This window comes from Streptomyces sp. CoH27, assembly GCF_020181035.1.
Lineage (GTDB): Bacteria > Actinomycetota > Actinomycetes > Streptomycetales > Streptomycetaceae > Streptomyces > Streptomyces camelliae.
Map to the genome: position 1 here is coordinate 34009 of NZ_JAIQYY010000038.1, position 17599 is coordinate 51607.

At 71.2% G+C, this 17599-nt stretch carries 19 protein-coding genes and 1 pseudogene; 11 read left to right on the top strand and 9 right to left on the bottom strand.

The window, feature by feature from the left end; all coding sequences use genetic code 11:
- The coding region (locus LE548_RS39700) for a hypothetical protein (RefSeq protein WP_225101910.1) at positions 1 to 218 on the bottom strand (218 nt) is incomplete at its 3' end.
- Positions 219 to 235: 17 nt separating this feature from the next.
- Positions 236 to 1390 carry an inorganic phosphate transporter gene (locus tag LE548_RS39705; protein ID WP_225101911.1) on the bottom strand — a complete coding sequence of 385 codons (1155 nt, stop codon included), beginning with the start codon at positions 1388 to 1390 and terminating at the stop codon, positions 236 to 238.
- A gap of 139 nt (positions 1391 to 1529) precedes the next feature.
- Here LE548_RS39705 and LE548_RS39710 point away from each other — a divergent pair, with 139 nt between their 5' ends.
- Genes LE548_RS39710 through LE548_RS39720 form a run of 3 tightly spaced genes read left to right on the top strand, consistent with a single transcriptional unit; the run spans position 1530 to position 3178 of the window.
- Positions 1530 to 1922, top strand: coding sequence for a helix-turn-helix transcriptional regulator (locus tag LE548_RS39710; protein WP_225101912.1), 393 nt, complete (start codon positions 1530 to 1532; stop codon positions 1920 to 1922).
- Positions 1923 to 1949: 27 nt separating this feature from the next.
- The gene (locus tag LE548_RS39715) at positions 1950 to 2366 is read left to right on the top strand and encodes a VOC family protein (RefSeq protein ID WP_225101913.1); all 417 of its coding nucleotides are present in this window, start codon (positions 1950 to 1952) and stop codon (positions 2364 to 2366) included.
- A gap of 56 nt (positions 2367 to 2422) precedes the next feature.
- Positions 2423 to 3178, top strand: coding sequence for a VOC family protein (locus tag LE548_RS39720; RefSeq protein WP_225101914.1), 756 nt, complete (start codon positions 2423 to 2425; stop codon positions 3176 to 3178).
- Position 3179: 1 nt separating this feature from the next.
- Here LE548_RS39720 and LE548_RS39725 read toward each other — a convergent pair whose 3' ends face one another.
- The 3 genes from LE548_RS39725 to LE548_RS39735 form a co-directional block, all read right to left on the bottom strand.
- Complete coding sequence (locus tag LE548_RS39725; RefSeq protein WP_225101915.1) at positions 3180 to 3512, bottom strand: DUF952 domain-containing protein; 333 nt, start codon at positions 3510 to 3512, stop codon at positions 3180 to 3182.
- 174 nt (positions 3513 to 3686) lie between these two features.
- Positions 3687 to 4922, bottom strand: a complete 1236-nt coding sequence (locus LE548_RS39730) for a family 2 encapsulin nanocompartment cargo protein polyprenyl transferase (RefSeq protein WP_225101916.1) — start codon at positions 4920 to 4922, stop codon at positions 3687 to 3689.
- A 112-nt stretch (positions 4923 to 5034) separates the two neighbouring features.
- Positions 5035 to 6441 carry a family 2B encapsulin nanocompartment shell protein gene (locus LE548_RS39735; RefSeq protein ID WP_225101917.1) on the bottom strand — a complete coding sequence of 469 codons (1407 nt, stop codon included), beginning with the start codon at positions 6439 to 6441 and terminating at the stop codon, positions 5035 to 5037.
- Between the two features lie 344 nt (positions 6442 to 6785).
- Here LE548_RS39735 and LE548_RS39740 point away from each other — a divergent pair.
- A pseudogene (locus LE548_RS39740) lies at positions 6786 to 6953 on the top strand (N-acetylmuramoyl-L-alanine amidase); the annotation flags it as partial.
- A gap of 145 nt (positions 6954 to 7098) precedes the next feature.
- Complete coding sequence (locus LE548_RS39745) at positions 7099 to 8031, top strand: 1-aminocyclopropane-1-carboxylate deaminase/D-cysteine desulfhydrase (protein ID WP_225101918.1); 933 nt, start codon at positions 7099 to 7101, stop codon at positions 8029 to 8031.
- Here the strand turns inward: LE548_RS39745 and LE548_RS39750 are convergent.
- Positions 8013 to 9608: a Na+/H+ antiporter gene (locus tag LE548_RS39750; protein ID WP_225101919.1), complete on the bottom strand. Its 1596-nt coding sequence runs from the start codon at positions 9606 to 9608 to the stop codon at positions 8013 to 8015. The two genes, LE548_RS39745 and LE548_RS39750, sit on opposite strands and share 19 nt — an antisense overlap.
- Positions 9609 to 9669: 61 nt before the next feature.
- Here LE548_RS39750 and LE548_RS39755 point away from each other — a divergent pair, with 61 nt between their 5' ends.
- From LE548_RS39755 to LE548_RS39765, 3 genes are all read left to right on the top strand, one after another.
- Complete coding sequence (locus LE548_RS39755) at positions 9670 to 9930, top strand: UBP-type zinc finger domain-containing protein (protein ID WP_225101920.1); 261 nt, start codon at positions 9670 to 9672, stop codon at positions 9928 to 9930.
- Positions 9931 to 10240: 310 nt separating this feature from the next.
- Positions 10241 to 10657, top strand: a complete 417-nt coding sequence (locus LE548_RS39760) for an anti-sigma regulatory factor (protein WP_031163342.1) — start codon at positions 10241 to 10243, stop codon at positions 10655 to 10657.
- 17 nt (positions 10658 to 10674) lie between these two features.
- Positions 10675 to 11760: an RNA polymerase sigma factor SigF gene (locus LE548_RS39765; protein WP_225101921.1), complete on the top strand. Its 1086-nt coding sequence runs from the start codon at positions 10675 to 10677 to the stop codon at positions 11758 to 11760.
- Positions 11761 to 11769: 9 nt separating this feature from the next.
- Here the strand turns inward: LE548_RS39765 and LE548_RS39770 are convergent, their stop codons facing one another.
- Positions 11770 to 12225: a hypothetical protein gene (locus LE548_RS39770; protein ID WP_225101922.1), complete on the bottom strand. Its 456-nt coding sequence runs from the start codon at positions 12223 to 12225 to the stop codon at positions 11770 to 11772.
- Positions 12226 to 12389: 164 nt separating this feature from the next.
- Between LE548_RS39770 and LE548_RS39775 the strand changes: the two genes are divergently transcribed.
- Positions 12390 to 13358, top strand: a complete 969-nt coding sequence (locus LE548_RS39775; RefSeq protein ID WP_225101923.1) for a diacylglycerol kinase family protein — start codon at positions 12390 to 12392, stop codon at positions 13356 to 13358.
- 320 nt (positions 13359 to 13678) lie between these two features.
- Positions 13679 to 13936 (top strand): WhiB family transcriptional regulator, encoded by a 258-nt coding sequence (locus LE548_RS39780; RefSeq protein ID WP_003992873.1) that lies wholly within the window; start codon positions 13679 to 13681, stop codon positions 13934 to 13936.
- A 171-nt stretch (positions 13937 to 14107) separates the two neighbouring features.
- On the opposite strand, the gene LE548_RS39785 is transcribed toward LE548_RS39780, so the two are convergent.
- Together LE548_RS39785 and LE548_RS39790 are read right to left on the bottom strand one after the other, a co-directional pair.
- The gene (locus LE548_RS39785; protein WP_225101924.1) at positions 14108 to 15583 is read right to left on the bottom strand and encodes a sensor histidine kinase; all 1476 of its coding nucleotides are present in this window, start codon (positions 15581 to 15583) and stop codon (positions 14108 to 14110) included.
- 335 nt (positions 15584 to 15918) lie between these two features.
- Complete coding sequence (locus tag LE548_RS39790; RefSeq protein ID WP_225101925.1) at positions 15919 to 16548, bottom strand: TetR/AcrR family transcriptional regulator; 630 nt, start codon at positions 16546 to 16548, stop codon at positions 15919 to 15921.
- A gap of 96 nt (positions 16549 to 16644) precedes the next feature.
- On the opposite strand from LE548_RS39790, the gene LE548_RS39795 reads away from it, so the two are divergent.
- The gene (locus LE548_RS39795) at positions 16645 to 17397 is read left to right on the top strand and encodes an SDR family oxidoreductase (RefSeq protein WP_225101926.1); all 753 of its coding nucleotides are present in this window, start codon (positions 16645 to 16647) and stop codon (positions 17395 to 17397) included.
- The last annotated feature ends 202 nt before the right edge of the window (positions 17398 to 17599 follow it).

Sequence of the window (17599 nt, forward strand, 5' to 3'; positions counted from 1 at the left end):
AACTGCGGCACGATCAGATAGATCCCGTACGCCACCACCGCCGCGCAGGCGAGGAGGCACAGGCCGGCCTGGAGGCGGCCGGTTGCGCCGGCGCCGGCCCGGGGGTCTTCGGCGCGGGACAGCCCGAGGACGCCGAAGGTGAAGACGACGACCACGGCGACGGTGACGCCGAGGCTGACCGCGGCGACGCGGCCGAGGGCGGACCAGTCCACGTGCATGGAGGGCTCCTGGGGGGTCAGGCGGCAGTACCGACGTTCGTCGGGGCCGGGGTGCGGAGGGTGACCTCGTGGTGATCGTTGACGTTGTTGGCGCGCACCGGGTTGCGGCGGGACGCGGCGACGATGACGGCGGCGAGGGCCAGGGCGACCAGGGCGATCACGGCCGTACCGACGTTGCCGCCGTGCTTGACCACGCTCGCCGCGAGGCCGCCCACCAGCGCCGCCGCGGGCAGCGTGATCAGCCAGGCCAGCACCATCCGGCCGGCCACGCCCCAGCGGACCTCGGCGAGCCGGCGGCCCAGGCCCGCGCCGAGGATGCTGCCGGAGGCGACCTGCGTGGTGGACAGCGCGAAGCCGAGGTGGGCGGAGGTGAGGATCACCGCCGTGGAAGCGGTTTCGGCGGCGAAGCCCTGCGGGGACTGGATCTCGGCCAGGCCCTTGCCCATGGTGCGGATGATCCGCCAGCCGCCCAGGTACGTGCCGAGTCCGATCGCGACGCCGGCCGCGCCGATCACCCAGACCGGCGGTCCGGCGTCATGGTGGAGCGCGCCCGCCGAGATCAGGGTCAGCGTGATCACGCCCATGGTCTTCTGCGCGTCGTTGGTGCCGTGCGCGAGGGAGACCAGGGAGGCGGAGGCGATCTGACCGAGGCGGAAGCCCTTCGTCACCGAGTCCTGGCGGGCGCGGGCGGAGAGCCGGTAGGCGAGGTAGGTGGCGACCAGCGCGGCCACCCCGGCCACGACCGGGGAGGCCACCGCGGGGATGAGCACCTTCTCGACAACCTTGTCGACGTGCACGCCGTGGGAGCCCGCGCCGACCCAGACCGCGCCGATCAGACCGCCGAAGAGGGCGTGGGAGGAGCTGGAGGGCAGTCCGGCGAGCCAGGTCACCAGGTTCCACAGGATCGCCCCGACCAGCCCGGCGAAGATCATCGCCGGGCTGACCAGCGTGTCGTCCACGATCCCGCCGGAGATCGTCTTCGCGACCTCGGTGGACAGAAAGGCCCCGCCGATGTTGAGGACCCCGCTGACCAGGACCGCTGTACGCGGTCTGAGAGCTCCGGTGGCGATGGAGGTGGCCATCGCATTCGCGGTGTCGTGGAACCCGTTCGTGAAGTCGAACGCCAGAGCCGTGACGATGACGACCGCCACGAGGAACGTGATGTGATCCATCCCGAAAGCCTGACAAGGACAGGTCAAGACGCGGAGAACTGAGGGCGAACGGCGCGTCGAGGATGAGGGACTCTGTTGTGTGGTCCTGTGTGGAAACGTTGCATCTTCTGGTGTCAGTGCCCTGTGCCAAGCTGTGGACGTGACCCTGGAGGACCTCAGAAGGCTGCGCCGGGCGCGCGACCGCATGGACCGTGAGTACGCCGAACCGCTCGACATGACCGAGCTGGCCCGGGGCGCCCATATGTCCCCCGGCCACTTCCAGCGCAGCTTCCGCAAGGCCTTCGGCGAGACTCCGTACAGCTATCTGATGACCCGCAGGATCGAGCGGGCCAAGGCCCTGCTGCGCCGGGGTGATCTCACGGTCACGGAGGTGTGCATGGCGGTCGGCTGTACCTCCCTCGGCTCGTTCAGCGCCCGCTTCACCGAGCTGGTCGGCGAGACACCGAGCTCCTATCGGGCCCGCTCGCACGAGGAGAGCGCGGCGATCCCGCCCTGCGTGGCGCGCGCGTACATGCGCCCGAGACGGGCGTAGCACCGGTATCGACCCTAGGTTGGACCCATGGACCTGAAACTGCAGACCTGTTTCATCGCCGTCGACGACCACGACAAGGCGATCGCCTTCTACTGCGACGTCCTGGGCCTGGAGATCCGCAACGACGTCAAGTACGAGGGGATGCGGTGGGTGACCGTCGGGTCGCCGCTGCAGCCGGACGTGTCGATCGTCCTGGAGCCGCCCGCGGCGAACCCCGACCTCTCCCCCGCCGACCGGGAGGCGATGGAGCAGCTGCTGGCCAAGGGCGTGCTGCGCGGGGTCAACTTCACCACTGAGAACTGCGACGCCCTCTTCGCCCGCGTCGTGGAATCCGGTGCCGAGGTGATCCAGGAACCGACGGACATGCCGTACGGGGTACGCGACTGCGCCTTCCGGGACCCCGCGGGCAACCAGCTGCGCTTCCTCCAGCGGCCCGCGCAGTGAACGCCACGGCCGAAGTCCGCGAGCCCGCCGCGGAGTTCGTGCCTACACTCCCCCGCATGATCATTCGCTGGACGTACGCCTTCGTCGACCGGCCCGCCGAGCGGCTGCCCGAGGCCCGCGCCTTCTGGACGGCCGTCACCGGCACCCGGCCGTCCGAACCCCGGGGTGAGCGGGGCGAGTTCATGACCCTGCTGCCCGGCGAGGCCACCGGGGCCGACGCGTGCGTGAAGCTCCAGGGGGTCACCGATGGGGACAGCGGCGCCCATCTCGACCTGTGCGTGGAGGACCTGCGGGAGTCGCTCGCGACCGCCCGTGACGTCGGCGCGGAACTGGTCGCGGACCACGGCGGCTGGGCCGTACTGCGCTCCCCCGCCGGGCAGTTGTTCTGTCTGGTGCCCTGGCACGGCGAGACGGTACGGCCGCCCGTGGTGGCGGGCAGCCGTCTCGACCAGGTGTGCCTGGACATCCCGCCGTCGGCGTACGCCGCCGAGTCGGACTTCTGGGCCGCGCTGACCGGCTGGGAGCGGCTGACGGGGTCCCGGACGGAGTTCGAGGTGCTGCGGCCGCCGGCCGGACTGCCGGTACGGATCCTGCTGCAGCGCCTCGACAGCGAGCACCCCGCCGCCGCCCACCTCGACCTCGCCTGCGCGGACATCCCCACGGTCCGTGCCCGGCACGAGGAACTGGGGGCGGTCCCGGTGTCCCACGGCCCGCACTGGTCGGTGATGCGCGACCCGGCCGGCGGCGTCTACTGCCTGACCGGCCGCGACCCGGAGACGGGCGGTCTGCCGGCGGCCACCCGGCGCGGCTAGGTCATCCCCAGCGCTCCACCTCCACCACCGCCTCGACCGGCAGCGGCCCGTACACGTGCGGGAACTCCTCCCCGCCCGGCTCCAGCGCCTCGTACTTCACCGGCACGCCGACCAGGGCCGGGTCCACGACCAGGACGACCAGCTCGTCCGGGCCGTCGTAGCCGCCGTAGAGGAGGTCGGCGATACGCGGAAGCTGTGCGCGGGTGGAGAAGTGGATGAAGCCCTCCTCCTGGAGGGTGCGGCCGCGGGTCGACAGCTCGTAGGTGCCGCGCTCGCGGGCCGCGTCCCACAGGGAGCGTTCGGTGATGTGGAAGATCCGGGGCAGTTTCGGCATGCGCCCACGGTACGGCGTGCACAGCGGCGGGGCCCGCACACTGTGGGGATGTGCGGGGCCCGCCTGGCCGGAGTCCCGGTGACCGTGCGGGGTCAGGAGCCGCACGGGGCCGGGACTCCGGGGTCTTCTCCTGCCGGCCGGAGCCGACAGCGCCCCGAAAGTGCGGCGGACTGCTCAGCTACTGCGCCGGGTCACGAACTCGGCGAGTGCCAGCAGGCCGCCCACCGCCTCGGGGTCGGGGACCGCGCGGGCCAGCTCCTGCATGGCGTGGGCCATCCGGTCGGCCGCCTCGGCCTGCGCCCAGTCCCGGCCGCCGGCCCGCTCCACGGCCAGGGCCGTGCGTGCGATGCCGTCGGCGTCCCCGGCGATGTACGGCTTGGCGTACAGCTCGGCCAGCTCGGCCGCCGCCTCGGTGCCGGACGCCAGCGCCGCCGCCACCGGCAGCGACTTCTTGCGGGCCGCGAGATCGGCGCCGGCCGGCTTCCCGGTGCGCCGCGGGTCACCCCATATGCCGATGACGTCGTCGATCAGCTGGAAGGCGAGCCCGGCCTGCCGGCCGAAGCCGTCCAGCGCGGCCACCTCCTGCGGCCCCGCGCCCGCGTACAGCGCGCCGAGGGCGCAGGCGCAGCCCAGCAGCGCGCCGGTCTTGGCCTCGGCCATCGCGAGCACCTCGTCGAGGGTGACCTCGTCCGGGGCGCGGTGCTCCAGGTCCGTGTCGGTGTGCTCCCCGGCGCACAGCTCCACCACGCAGGTGGCGAGCCGGGCCACGGCCGGGCCGCCGGCCGGATGCGGGTCCTCGGCGAGCAGCCGCAGGGCCAGCGCCAGCAGGGCGTCCCCGGCGAGGATCGCGTCGGCGGCGCCGAACACCGTCCAGGCGGTGGGCCGGTGCCGACGGGAGGTGTCCCGGTCCATCACGTCGTCGTGCAACAGCGTGAAGTTGTGGACCAGTTCGACCGCCACCGCCGCCGGGACGGCCGCCGTACGGGCCGCCGGTCCGCCGATGGCGGCGGCCGCGGCCAGGACGAGCGCGGGCCTGATGGCCTTGCCGCCGTTGCCCGCCGCCGGGCTGCCGTCGGCATGCTGCCAGCCGAAGTGGTAGAGCGCGATCCGGCGCATGGAGTCGGGCAACGACTCGACGGCCGCGCGCAGTCCGGGGACGGCCAGGGCCTTGGTGCGCTCCAGCAGGGCCGCCGCCTCCTGCCCCTCCGCGCCCGCGCCCGGACCGAAGCCGCCTTCCGCGCCCTCACTCGGACCGAGGGCACTGTCCGCCGTCCCGCCCGGACCGAAGGCACTGTCCGCCGTCTCGCCCCGCGTGCCCTGCTTCCCCTGCCGGTACCGCGGGCCCACCGCCGTGCCGGGGTGCGGCACGGCGGTGGAACGCTGTTCGGTCTCCGTCATGAACTCGGCCATGTCTCCCCCTCGCCAGGTCCGCGGACGCCGGCGTCGCCGGCCGGGCCGGACATGTGTGGGGAGGGTCTACCCGCCCGGCTGGGCGGGAACACGGCCGCGAAGTGCGGAAACGTCACCTCCACCGGCCGATCTCGACGTTCTCCAGCACGCCGAGCGCGTCCGGCACCAGCACGGCGGCCGAGTAGTAGGCCGTCACGAGGTACTTGATGATGGCCTGTTCGTTGATGCCCATGAACCGCACGGACAGGCTCGGCTCGATCTCGTCCGGGATGCCCGACTGGCGCAGGCCGATGACGCCCTGGTCCTGCTCGCCGGTACGCATCGCGATGATCGACGTGGTGCGCTCCGGGGTGACCGGGATCTTGCTGCACGGGTAGATCGGCACACCGCGCCAGGTCGGGATGCGGTTGCCGTCGACCTCGACGCTCTCCGGGACCAGGCCCCGCTTGTTCAGCTCGCGGCCGAACGCGGCGATCGCGCGCGGGTGAGCGAGGAACAGCTTGGTGCTGCGGCGGCGGCTGAGCAGCTCGTCCATGTCGTCCGGGCTGGGCACGCCGTCGTGCGGCTGGATCCGCTGGTCGTACTCGCAGTTGCTCAGCAGACCGAACTCGGGGTTGTTGATCAGCTCGTGCTCCTGACGCTCCTTGAGCGCCTCGACCGTGAGCCGCAGCTGCTGCTCGGTCTGGTTCATCGGCTGGTTGTACAGGTCGGCCACGCGCGTGTGGATGCGCAGCACGGTCTGGGCGATGCTCAGCTCGTATTCGCGGGGGCGGGGTTCGTAGTCGACGAAGGTGTGCGGGATGTCGGGCTCGCCGGTGTGACCGGCCGCCAGCTCGACCTCCTTCTCTCCGTACTTGTTGGTCCGCTGCTCGGGGAGCGCGCGCAGCTGCTCAAGGTGGGCGCGCAGGGTGTCGGCGCGCTCGGCGATCTGCTCGAAGTCCTGGCGGCTGAGGATCAGCACCGTGGTCGCGGTGGCCGCGCGGACGGTGAACTCCCAGATGGCGTCCGGGTCCAGCAGCGCCGCGTCGCCGAAGTAGGCGCCGTCGGCGAGGACTCCGAGGACGGCGTCGTCGCCGTAGGGGCCGGTGCCGACCTTCTCGACCCTGCCGTGCGCCAGCAGGTACACCTCGTTGGTCTGGTTGCCGAAGTCGGCGATGACCTCACCGGGGGCGAAGTCGCGCTGGCGGCAGCGCCGGGCCAGTTCCGTCAGCACCTCCTCGTCCTCGTAGGCGCGCAGGGCCGGCAGTTCGCCCAGCTCGGCCGGGATGACCTCGACCTGGTCACCCGTCTTCACGAAGGTGATACGGCCGTCGCCGACGGTGTACGACAGGCGCCTGTTGACGCGGTACGTGCCGCCGTGCACGTCCACCCACGGGAGCTTGCGCAGCAGCCAGCGGGAGCTGATCTCCTGCATCTGCGGAACGGACTTGGTGGTGGTGGCCAGGTTCCGCGCTGCCGCCGTCCCGAGGGACTGCTGCGGCTTGCCCTGATCCGTGCGGACCTCTTCGCCTACCGACATAAAGCAATGTCCTCCCATGTGCGCCCGGTGCCGAATCACACGCGCACCGGTTCTCGCAAGCGAGCCTTCCATCACGCAACGTGCCGTCGCCATTACCCGAAAGAGCGGGAATGGATCAACGGACCCCTGGGCATAAGGAGGGCCCCTGTACAGCGCCGATGGCCCTCTCGGCCCCGCATTCTGTCCGGATCGGCTCGCACAGCGTGCGAACGATGTGTCCGGGAGGTCCGCTTTTCGACAGAGGTTCGCTGCAAGGTGACGCGACCACGCAGGAGGCGGCATGGCCCCGCCCATGTCCGCGAGCAGGTTTCTGGACGTTCTGCGGGCCGAGGGCGTCACGGTCGTCGAAACTGGAGGCGATCACGCGCGCGGCGACGGCGGTGTGCCGGCGGCACGGCTGGTCGGAGCGCTCGGTCATCGGCCACCTGGAGTGGCAGCCAGGGAAGGTGGACCCGCGGGGCCTCACCATGACGTGGCTGCGGGAGCAGGTCCGGGGGCGGCTGGAGGAGTAGCGAATCCGGGACGGCCGAAGCGGAAGCGGTCGGGGCGGCCGAAGGGACAGCGGCCCGGGACGGCCGAAGGAGCCGAGGCCCGGGACGACCCAGGGGGCAGCGGGTCCGGGGCGGCTGAGGGGGTGGCGCCGGGCGACAATGAAGCGTGCCCAGCCCCGACGCCCTCCGCCCCCGCCTCCCGTCCCCTCTCCAGGACGTACGGGACGAGCGGTTCGCGCGGCACGGGCTGCGGCTGCTGCTCAAGCGGGACGATCTCATCCATCCGGAGCTGATCGGCAACAAGTGGCGCAAGCTGGTGCCGAACCTCGCGGCGGCTCGGGGCCGGCCGCTGGTCACCTTCGGCGGGGCCTGGTCCAACCATCTGCGGGCGACCGCCGCCGCGGGCCGCCTGCTGGGCCTGGCGACCACCGGTGTGGTCCGCGGCGAGGAGCTGGCCGGCCGGCCGCTCAACCCGTCGCTGGCCCGGTGCGCGGCCGACGGCATGCAGCTGCACTTCATCGACAGATCGACGTACCGGCGCAAGAGCGAGCCGGAGACCCTGGCCGCGATCCTGCGCGCGGCCGGCGCCGAGGAGGCGTACGTCGTGCCCGAGGGCGGCAGCAACAGCGCGGCCGTGCACGGCTGCCGGACCCTCGGCGAGGAGCTGCGCGGCCACGCCGACGTCGTGGCCGTCGCCTGCGGCACCGGTGGCACCCTCGCGGGGCTGGCCGCGGGACTCGGCGCCGGGCAGCGCGCGCTCGGCGTACCGGTCCTCAAGGGCGGCTTCCTTGCGGGTGAGGTACAGACCCTGCAGGAACGTGCCTTCGGCGCCCGCACCGGCGACTGGTCCCTCGACGACCGCTTCCATTTCGGCGGGTACGCGCGCGTGACACCCGAACTGCACGCTTTCGCCGAGGACTTCGAGGACCGCCACGGGCTGCCCGTCGAGCGTCTCTATGTCTCCAAGTTGCTCTACGGACTTGTCGCCCGCGCCGAAGAGGGCGCCTACGCGCGCGGGACGACGATCGCCGCCGTGATCACCGGCCGGCCGTTCCCGCAGGGTCAGGGCGCCCCGCAGGGTCAGGCCGCCTCCCGGTAGGCCGCCGCCTCCTCCAGGTCCAGGCGCCTGAGCAGGGCGCGCAGCATCTCGTCGTCGATGTAGCGGTGGTCGCGGAGCTTGACGAAGACCTCGCGTTCGGCGCTGATCATCTCGCGGGACAGCCGCCGGTAGGTGTCGTCGACCGACTCGCCGGTGACCGGGTTGGTCTGGCCGAGGCGCTCCCAGACGGCGTTGCGGCGGCGCTCCAGGACGGTGCGCAACCGGTCGGCGAGCGGCGGCGGCAGGGCGTTGCGCTCGTCGGAGAGGAGCTCGTCCAGGCGGCGTTCGGCGGCGCGGGAGGCCTGTGCCTGGGCGTTGGCCTCGGCGAGCGTCTCGGCCTGCCGGTCGCGGCCGGGAAAGCGCATCAGGCGGATCAGCGGCGCGAGCGTGAAGCCCTGCACGACCAGGGTGCCGATGACCGTGGTGAAGGTCAGGAAGAGGATCAGATTCCGCTGCGGGAAGGGGGCGCCGCCGTGCACCGTGAGCGGGATCGAGAACGCGATGGCCAGGGACACCACACCCCGCATGGCGGCCCACGACGTCACGACCGGCGCCCGCCAGGTGGGGTTCTCCTCCCGCTCGCGGATGCGGGCGGACAGCAGGCGCGGCAGGAAGGCGGCCGGGTAGATCCACGCGAACCGGGCCGCGACGACGACGACGAAGACCGCGATCGCGTACCAGGCCGCGTCGGCCCCGTGGTAGGCGCCGAGCCCCTTGAGGACGGTCGGCAGTTGCAGCCCGATCAGTGCGAAGACCGCCGACTCCAGCACGAAGGCGACCATCCGCCACACCGCGTCCTCCTGGAGCCGGGTGGCGAAGTCGACCTCCCACGCGTGATGCCCGAGATAGACCGCGACCACCACCACGGCGAGCACGCCGGAGCCGTGCAGCTGCTCGGCCACGCCGTAGGCGACGAACGGAATCAGCAGGGAGAGGGTGTTCTGCAGCAGGGCTTCCCTCAGGCGGGTGCGCAGCCAGTGGATCGGCACCATGAGCACCAGTCCGACGAGCACCCCGCCGACCGCGGCCCGCAGGAACTCCCAGATCCCGCCCGCCCAGGTGGCGCCTGCGCCGACAGCCGCGGCGAGGGCCACCTTGTAGGCGGTGATCGCGGTGGCGTCGTTGAGCAGGGACTCGCCCTGGAGGATGGTGGTGATCCGGGACGGCAGCCCGACCCGGCGCGCGATCGCCGCGGCCGCGACCGCGTCCGTCGGCGCGACGACCGCGCCGAGCACCAGCGCGGCGGGCAGCGGCAGCCCCGGTACGACGAGGTAGGCGGCCCAGCCGACGACGAAGGTCGCGAAGAGCACGTAGCCGACCGACAGCATCCCCACGGGCCGCATCTGCGCTCGCAGATCGAGGTACGAGCTCTCGGTGCCCTCCTTGTACAGCAGCGGGGGCAGCACCAGCGGCAGGACGACCGCCGGGTCGAGCGTGTAGTGCGGGATCCCGGGGACGTAGCTGACGGCCAGGCCCACGGCGACCAGCAGCAGGGGCGCCGGCACCGGTGTGCGCCGGGCAACCCCCGCGATGCCCGCACTGCCCGCCACCAGCAACAGCAGCGGCATCACGTCCATGGTCCTCGCCCACCCTCGTTTTTCGCGCGGCCATCCGCACACCCGTCGTAATCTGGCAATCATGAAACAGTGCACGCACGCCGACGCGCTGCCGCACCCGGAACCGGAGCCGCTCGACAAGACCTGCCCGGAGTGTCTGCGGGACGGCACCCACCCGGTGCAGCTGCGGCTGTGCCTCACCTGCGGTCACGTCGGCTGCTGCGACTCCTCGCCGGGTCAGCATGCGACGGGACACCACAAGGAGTCCGGTCACCCGGTCATGCGGACCTTCGAGCCCGGCGAGGACTGGCGGTGGTGCTTCGTGGACCACATCCTCGTGTGAACAGCGACCCGCCCGAGCAGCTTCCCGTCAGGGCATGGTGTCGTGTGACACTGCATGTGGTGGCGGCCGTACGACGGTTCGAGCGTCGGACGCCTGGGTACGTCAACCCGGCGCGCGCTCTTCCCATTTGGGCCCGCAAACCCTCTAGACACGGAGCGTATCCACGGCTTTACTGTGAGTGACGCCAGGGGGTTGGGGTCCTGGGGACAGGACCGTTCGGAGCGCGATAGCGTCACCGCGGAACCACGTACGCGTTACCCCGGGGGGCGACCCTCGGCCCCGTAAAGCTTGTACCACCATGGAGGTGAGGGTGTCCCAGATCGCAGGCGAGCCCACGGCGAACCAGGACTTCGTGGAAGTCCGGCTGCCGGCCGCGGGTGCCTACCTGTCGGTGCTGCGGACGGCCACGGCCGGTCTCGCGGCCCGCTTGGACTTCACCCTGGACGAGATCGAGGACCTGCGCATCGCCGTGGACGAGGCCTGCGCGATCCTGCTCCAACAGGCCGTGCCCGGCTCCGTGCTCAGCTGTGTCTTCCGGCTCGTCGACGACTCGCTGGAGGTCACGGTCGCGGCGCCGACCACGGACGGTCACGCCCCGTCGCGGGACACCTTCGCCTGGACCGTGCTGTCGGCCCTCGCGGGCAAGGTCTCGTCCGCCGTCGACGAGGACAAGACCGTGTCGATCAGCCTCTACAAACAGCGCGGCGCGGGCCCCGGCCCGGCGTGAGGAACGGGGACGGTCCGGTGCGGGACGAAGAGCGCGGCACACGGGAGCTGCCGACCGGGGACGGGGGTGCCCCCTGGTCAGCCGAGACCCCTGGGGCGAGCCCCCGGGACGGTTCCCGGCGCATGGCGGACGGCATCGAAGGCATCCCCGAGCAGGCGAGACCGCACCCGGAGGACCACTCCGCGCGGGTCGGCGGTGACGGTTCCGCGCAGGGCGCGCCCACGGAGGCACCCCGCGCGGGGGCGAAGGCTCGGGGAAGGGCTACGGGCGGGACGATGAGCGAGCACGAGCGATACGCCGAGAACGACGCGCTGGGCGCGGAGGCCGTGCAGGCGGCACAGCACGGCCCCCAGGACCGCAGCGGGGCGCGGGCGATGTTCGTCGAGCTGCGCAAGCTGAACGACGGCAGCCCGGAGTACGCGGAGCTGCGCAATCAGCTGGTCCGTATGCATCTGCCGCTCGTGGAGCACCTGGCACGCCGCTTCCGCAACCGCGGCGAGCCGCTGGACGACCTCACCCAGGTCGCCACGATCGGCCTGATCAAGTCCGTCGACCGGTTCGACCCGGAGCGCGGCGTGGAGTTCTCCACGTACGCCACCCCGACCGTGGTCGGCGAGATCAAGCGGCACTTCCGCGACAAGGGCTGGGCGGTCCGTGTGCCGCGCCGGCTGCAGGAGCTGAGGCTGGCGCTGACCACGGCGACGGCCGAACTGTCCCAGCTGCACGGCCGCTCCCCCACGGTGCATGAGCTGGCCGAGAAGCTCGCCATCTCCGAGGAGGAGGTCCTGGAGGGCCTGGAGTCCGCCAACGCGTACTCCACGCTGTCCCTGGACGTCCCCGACACCGACGACGAGTCCCCGGCGGTCGCCGACACCCTCGGCGCGGAGGACGAGGCGCTGGAGGGGGTGGAGTACCGGGAGTCGCTGAAGCCGCTGCTGGAGGATCTGCCACCGCGCGAGAAGCGGATCCTGCTGCTGCGCTTCTTCGGGAACATGACCCAGTCGCAGATCGCGCAGGAGGTCGGCATCTCCCAGATGCACGTCTCCCGCCTGCTGGCCCGCACCCTGGCCCAGCTGCGGGAGAAGCTCCTCGTGGAGGAGTAAGGGGTACGGCTACTCGCTCCGGCCCGGTCCCTTGATGCCGAGGGCCCGGGTCGTGGCGGGGTTGATCAGCAGCACCAGCGCCGCCACGGCGACGACCGCGAGGGCGATCCCGGCGGGGATGGCCATGCTGTCGGCCTGGAGCAGGCTGTAGGCCACCGGCAGGGCCATGAGCTGCGTGATCACCGCAGGGCCACGACTCCAGCCGCGCCGCAGCAGCAGACCGCGCGCGGCAAGCAGCGGAAGCAGCGCGAGCACGACCAGGGTGATCCCCAGGGACACGCCCTGCTGCCGGTCGGAGCTGTCACCGCTGAGGCTGAGGACGACCATCCACAGCCCGCCGGCCACCAGGGCGATGCCCTCCAGCGCGGCGAGCACGGCGGCATAGGTCAGCCGACTCGGCCGCGGCCCGGCGACGACTTCGGCGGTGTCCGCGGCACCCTTGGCACTCTTCTGCTCACTGCTCACCCCAGCAGGGTAGCCGCCGGGGCCTGGGGACCACTTGGGGCGGGGCTGCACCCATGTGCGGCTCCGCCGCGTAGGCGTGACGTGGTCAGGCTCACTCCCCCTCCTCTTACCCGATCCCTACCTCGCGCTACGCCCGGTACCCCCCAGTAGGTACGCTGCCATCCATGCGTGCACTTCTCGTGGTCAATCCGGCGGCTACCACCACAGACGCACGCAGGCGTGACGTCCTGATCCACGCGCTGGCGAGCGAGATGAAGCTGGACGCGGTCACCACCCAGTACCGCGGCCACGCGCGCGACCTCGGCCGGCAGGCGGCGGACAGCGACGACATCGACCTCGTGGTGGCCCTCGGCGGCGACGGCACGGTCAACGAGGTCGTCAACGGCCTGCTGCACGCCGGCCCCGACCTCGACCGCCTGCCCGGCTTCGCCGTGGTGCCCGGCGGCTCCACGAACGTGTTCGCCCGCGCCCTGGGCCTGCCCAATGACCCGGTCGAGTCCACGGGCGTGCTGCTGGACGCGCTGCGCGAGGGCCGGGAGCGGGTGGTCGGGCTCGGGCTGACCTCGGGCACGCCGGGCACCGAGGACGAGGCGGTGCCGGCCCGCTGGTTCACCTTCAACGCGGGGCTGGGCTTCGACGCGGGCGTGGTCGGCCGGGTCGAGCAGCAGCGCGAGCGCGGCAAGACGTCGACGCACGGGCTCTACGTCCGTCAGGTGGTCCGCCAGTACCTGGGCGAGCCGAACCGCAGGCACGGCGCGATCACGCTCGAACGGCCCGGCGAGGACCCGGTCGCCGGTCTCGTCCTCGCCATAGTCTCGAACACGGCCCCGTGGACGTATCTCGGCAATCGCCCCATGTACACATCACCTAAGGCCTCGTTCGATACCGGCCTGGACGTGCTCGGTCTCAGCCGCCTGTCGACGGCCGCGGTTGCCCGGTATGGCACGCAGTTGCTCACTTCGTCCCCCGAGCGCGGCCCCCATGGCAGGCATGCCCACGCACTGCACGATCTGGACCAGTTCACCTTGCATTCGAAGGCTCCTCTGCCCCTGCAGATGGACGGCGACCACCTCGGACTGCGTACGAGCGTGACGTTCACAGGTGTACGCCGCGCACTGCGTGTGATTGTGTGAGCGGAACCGGCAAAAGTCCTTTCACTCGAACGTTTAGGCCAGGATCCACCCCATGGAAGTACGGCTGTGACCCAGTCGACACCGAGGAATCAAAAAAAACTTTCCGGAAGGGGTTGTATCCGTCGCTGAGGTTTGCGAGTCTCTACGTGGCGATCGGGACGGCCCGCAACACCGGCCTCCACTGATCACCGGAACCCCTCTTCAACCACAGGACCACGCCGGGGAAGACTCGGCGGTCGGCCCTTCACTTGTTGAGGGATTCGTGAAAGCGTTCACATTCACAAGCAACTTGCACGTAATACCAAGGAGAGGTAGCAGCCATGGACTGGCGTCACAACGCCGTTTGCCGCGAGGAAGACCCCGAGCTCTTCTTCCCCATCGGCAACACCGGTCCTGCGCTGCTGCAGATCGAGGAAGCCAAGGCCGTCTGCCGTCGCTGCCCGGTGATCGAGCAGTGTCTGCAGTGGGCGCTTGAGTCCGGTCAGGACTCCGGCGTCTGGGGTGGTCTCAGCGAGGACGAGCGCCGCGCCATGAAGCGCCGCGCCGCTCGCAACCGGGCTCGTCAGGCCTCCGCCTGACATACCCACCCCTGCTGACAGCCTGAGCTTGGCGGCGCGTGCACCACGTACGCATCTCCCGCCCCCGAGCCGCAGCGCGCAGTATCCCCCGATGCCGCTAGCGATATAGCAGAGCAGCAACGAGCACGAGCCTCGGACCCATGGCGGTCCGGGGCTTTTTGCTGTGCGCGTTCACTTCTGGGCCCGCACCGGGATGTCGAGGATCACCCGGGTGCCCCGCTCCGGCGCCGGAACCATGTCGAAGGATCCGCCCAACTCGCCCTCCACCAGGGTCCGTACGATCTGCAGGCCGAGGTTGCCCGAGCGGTGCGGGTCGAAGCCCTCGGGCAGGCCGACGCCGTCGTCCTGGACCGTGACGAGGAGGCGGGCCTCCTTCGTCGTACCGCCACGGACCGCGGAGACCTCGACCGTGCCGGTGTCGCCCTCGCGGAATCCGTGCTCCAGCGCGTTCTGCAGGACCTCGGTGAGCACCATGGACAGCGGGGTGGCGACCTCGGCGTCGAGGATCCCGAAGCATCCGGTGCGCCGGCCGGTCACCTTGCCCGGCGAGATCTCGGCGACCATCGCCAGCACCCGGTCGGCGATGTCGTCGAACTCGACGCGCTCGTCCAGGTTCTGAGACAGCGTCTCGTGCACGATCGCGATCGAGCCGACCCGGCGCACGGCCTCCTCCAGGGCCTCCCGGCCGCGCTCGGACTCGATGCGCCGGGCCTGGAGGCGCAGCAGGGCGGCGACGGTCTGGAGGTTGTTCTTCACCCGGTGGTGGATCTCCCGGATGGTGGCGTCCTTGGTGATCAACTCGCGCTCACGGCGGCGCAGTTCGGTGACGTCCCGGCACAGCACCAGCGAGCCGATCCGGGTGCCCTTGGGCTTGAGCGGGATCGCCCGGAACTGGATGACCCCGTCGTTGGCCTCGATCTCGAACTCGCGCGGGGCCCAGCCGCTCGCGAGCTTGACGAGCGCCTCGTCCACCGGGCCCCGAGTCGGGGCGAGTTCGGCGGTGGTCTGGCCCAGGTGGTGGCCGACCAGGTCGGCGGCGAGGCCGAGGCGGTGGTAGGCGGACAGGGCGTTCGGGGAGGCGTACTGGACGATGCCGTCGGCGTCGAGCCGGATCAGTCCGTCGCCGACCCGCGGCGAGGCGTCCATGTCGACCTGCTGGTCCGGGAAGGGAAACGATCCTGCCGCGATCATCTGCGCGAGGTCCGAGGCGCTCTGGAGATAGGTCAGCTCCAGCCGGCTCGGGGTGCGGACGGTCAGCAGGTTGGTGTTGCGGGCGATCACGCCGAGGACGCGGCCCTCACGTCGTACGGGGATGGACTCGACCCGTACGGGGACCTCCTCACGCCACTCCGGGTCGCCCTCGCGCACGATCCGGCCCTCGTCCAGGGCCGCGTCCAGCATGGGCCGGCGGCCGCGCGGGACGAGGTGGCCGACCATGTCGTCCTGGTAGGAGGTGGGCCCGGTGTTCGGGCGCATCTGGGCGACCGAGACGTACCGGGTGCCGTCGCGGGTGGGGACCCACAGGACCAGGTCGGCGAAGGAGAGGTCGGAGAGCAGCTGCCACTCCGAGACCAGCAGGTGGAGCCACTCAAGGTCGGAGTCGTCGAGAGCGGTGTGCTGGCGGACCAGTTCGTTCATGGAGGGCACGTCTGCGAGCGTACCCGCACGTTTGAACGGCCGAAAAACACCCGCGGGCCGCGGCGCCTGGAAGGGACCCTCAACCCTCCCGGCACCGCAGCCCGGAGCATCATCGGCCGCGGGGTGTGCGGTCCCGGTCGGCCGAAGGTCGAGGAGCCGGGGCAGTCAGGGCAGAGAGCTCCGGTTCCTCGATCCGCCTTCCTGTGCGGGGAAGACGGAGGCTTGTGCGTTCCTGTGGAATTGTGGACTAGACCACAAGGATGTGTCCATGGTCTTGTCGGCATGCACCAAGACCGCGTGCGCGAATGATGGCACTCGACGCCACGCAGCCTAGCCCGCCGGGGTCAGTCTTGGGGCCAGATGGACAGGGCAATTTCCGCGAGCGCCTCCAGTTCCGCCCGGCTCGCTCCGTCGCGCGCCTGCTGGGACATGCCCTGGATCATCGCGCCGGTGTGCCGGGCGAGTGCGGCGGCGTCGGTGCCGGCCGGAAGCAGTCCCGCCGCGACGTCCGCCCGGATCCGCGAGGCCAGGGCGGTGATATTGGCGTTGCGCTGCTCGCGCAGCAGCTGCTCCACCTCGGGACTGGTGCAGTTGGTGGCGGCATGCACGACCAGGCAGCCATAGGGGTGGGCGGGATCGGTGTACTCGGCGGCGGCCTCGCGCAGCATGCGGCCGACGGCCGCGCGGGCGGTGGGCTCCTCGGCGAGGGCGCGGTCGGTGAAGGCACCGTGCGTGGCGCCGTAGACCTGGACGACCTCCTCGAAGAGGGTCCGCTTGTCACCGAAGGCCGCGTACAGACTGGGGGCTCCGATGCCCATGATCCGGGTGAGGTCCGAGACCGAGGTGGCCTCATAGCCGTGCTCCCAGAAGGCCATGAGGGCCTTCTCCAGAGCCGTGGCCCGATCGAAGGAGCGCGGTCGGCCGCGACCCTTCGGCGCCCTGACCTGCTGTTCCGCCTGTCCATGTCCCACCATGGAGTGTATTTTATAGCGCCCCCTAGAGAAATGGCTCCGCCGTGCTGTACGGTCTTTCTGTATCGACCGCTAGACAAATCTGGAGGGGTGGCGGACATGGGTGTGCTCACGGGGAAGACGGCGCTGGTCACCGGGGCGAGCCGGGGCATCGGGCGGGGCATCGCCGAGCGGCTGGGGCGGGACGGGGCCCGGGTCGCGGTGCACTACGGAAGCAATGAGACGGCCGCCAAGGAGACGGTCGCGGCCGTCGAGGCGGCCGGCGGCTCGGCGTTCGCGATCAGGGCAAAGCTGGGCACACCGGGGGACGCGGCGCGGCTGTGGGAGGAGTTCGACCGCCATGCGGACGGCCTGGACATCCTCGTGCACAACGCCGGCATCGGCACCGCGCACCCGTTCGCGGAGATTGGCGAGGAGGAGTACGACCGCCTCTTCGCGGTGAACGTGAAGGCGCCGTTCTTCCTCACTCGGCTCGGGGCGGACCGGCTGCGGGACGGCGGGCGGGTGGTGAACATATCGTCGGGGCTCGCACGGACCGCCGCGATGCCCCAGTTGATGGCCTACTCGATGACGAAGGCCGCGCTGGACGTCTTCACCCGGGACCTGTCCAAGCTGCTCGGCCCGCGCGGGATCACGGTGAACTCGGTGGCGCCCGGCATCGTGGACACCGACGTCAACGCCGAGTGGCTGCGCGCGAGCGACGAGGCATGGGAGCAGGCGGCCGGTTACTCGCCGCTGGGCCGGGTGGGCACACCGTCGGACATCGCCGACGTGGTGGCCTTCCTGGTCTCGGCGGACGGCCGCTGGGTGACGGGCCACTGGCTGGACGCGTCAGGAGGCTCCCTCACCTGACCGCTCCGCTCGGGCTTCCCCGTCCGTTCCCCTTCTCTTCCTCTTCCCCTCCCCCTCTCTTCTCGCGCTCGCAAACGCCGGTTCTGTTAGATTGGTCTAAACCACATAGACGCCCAGAGACCACTTCAGAACGGCAGGCCCAGCGTGGAAGTTGTCATCGTTCCGGACGCCGCGGCGGGCGGCGAGCTGATCGCCGAGGTCA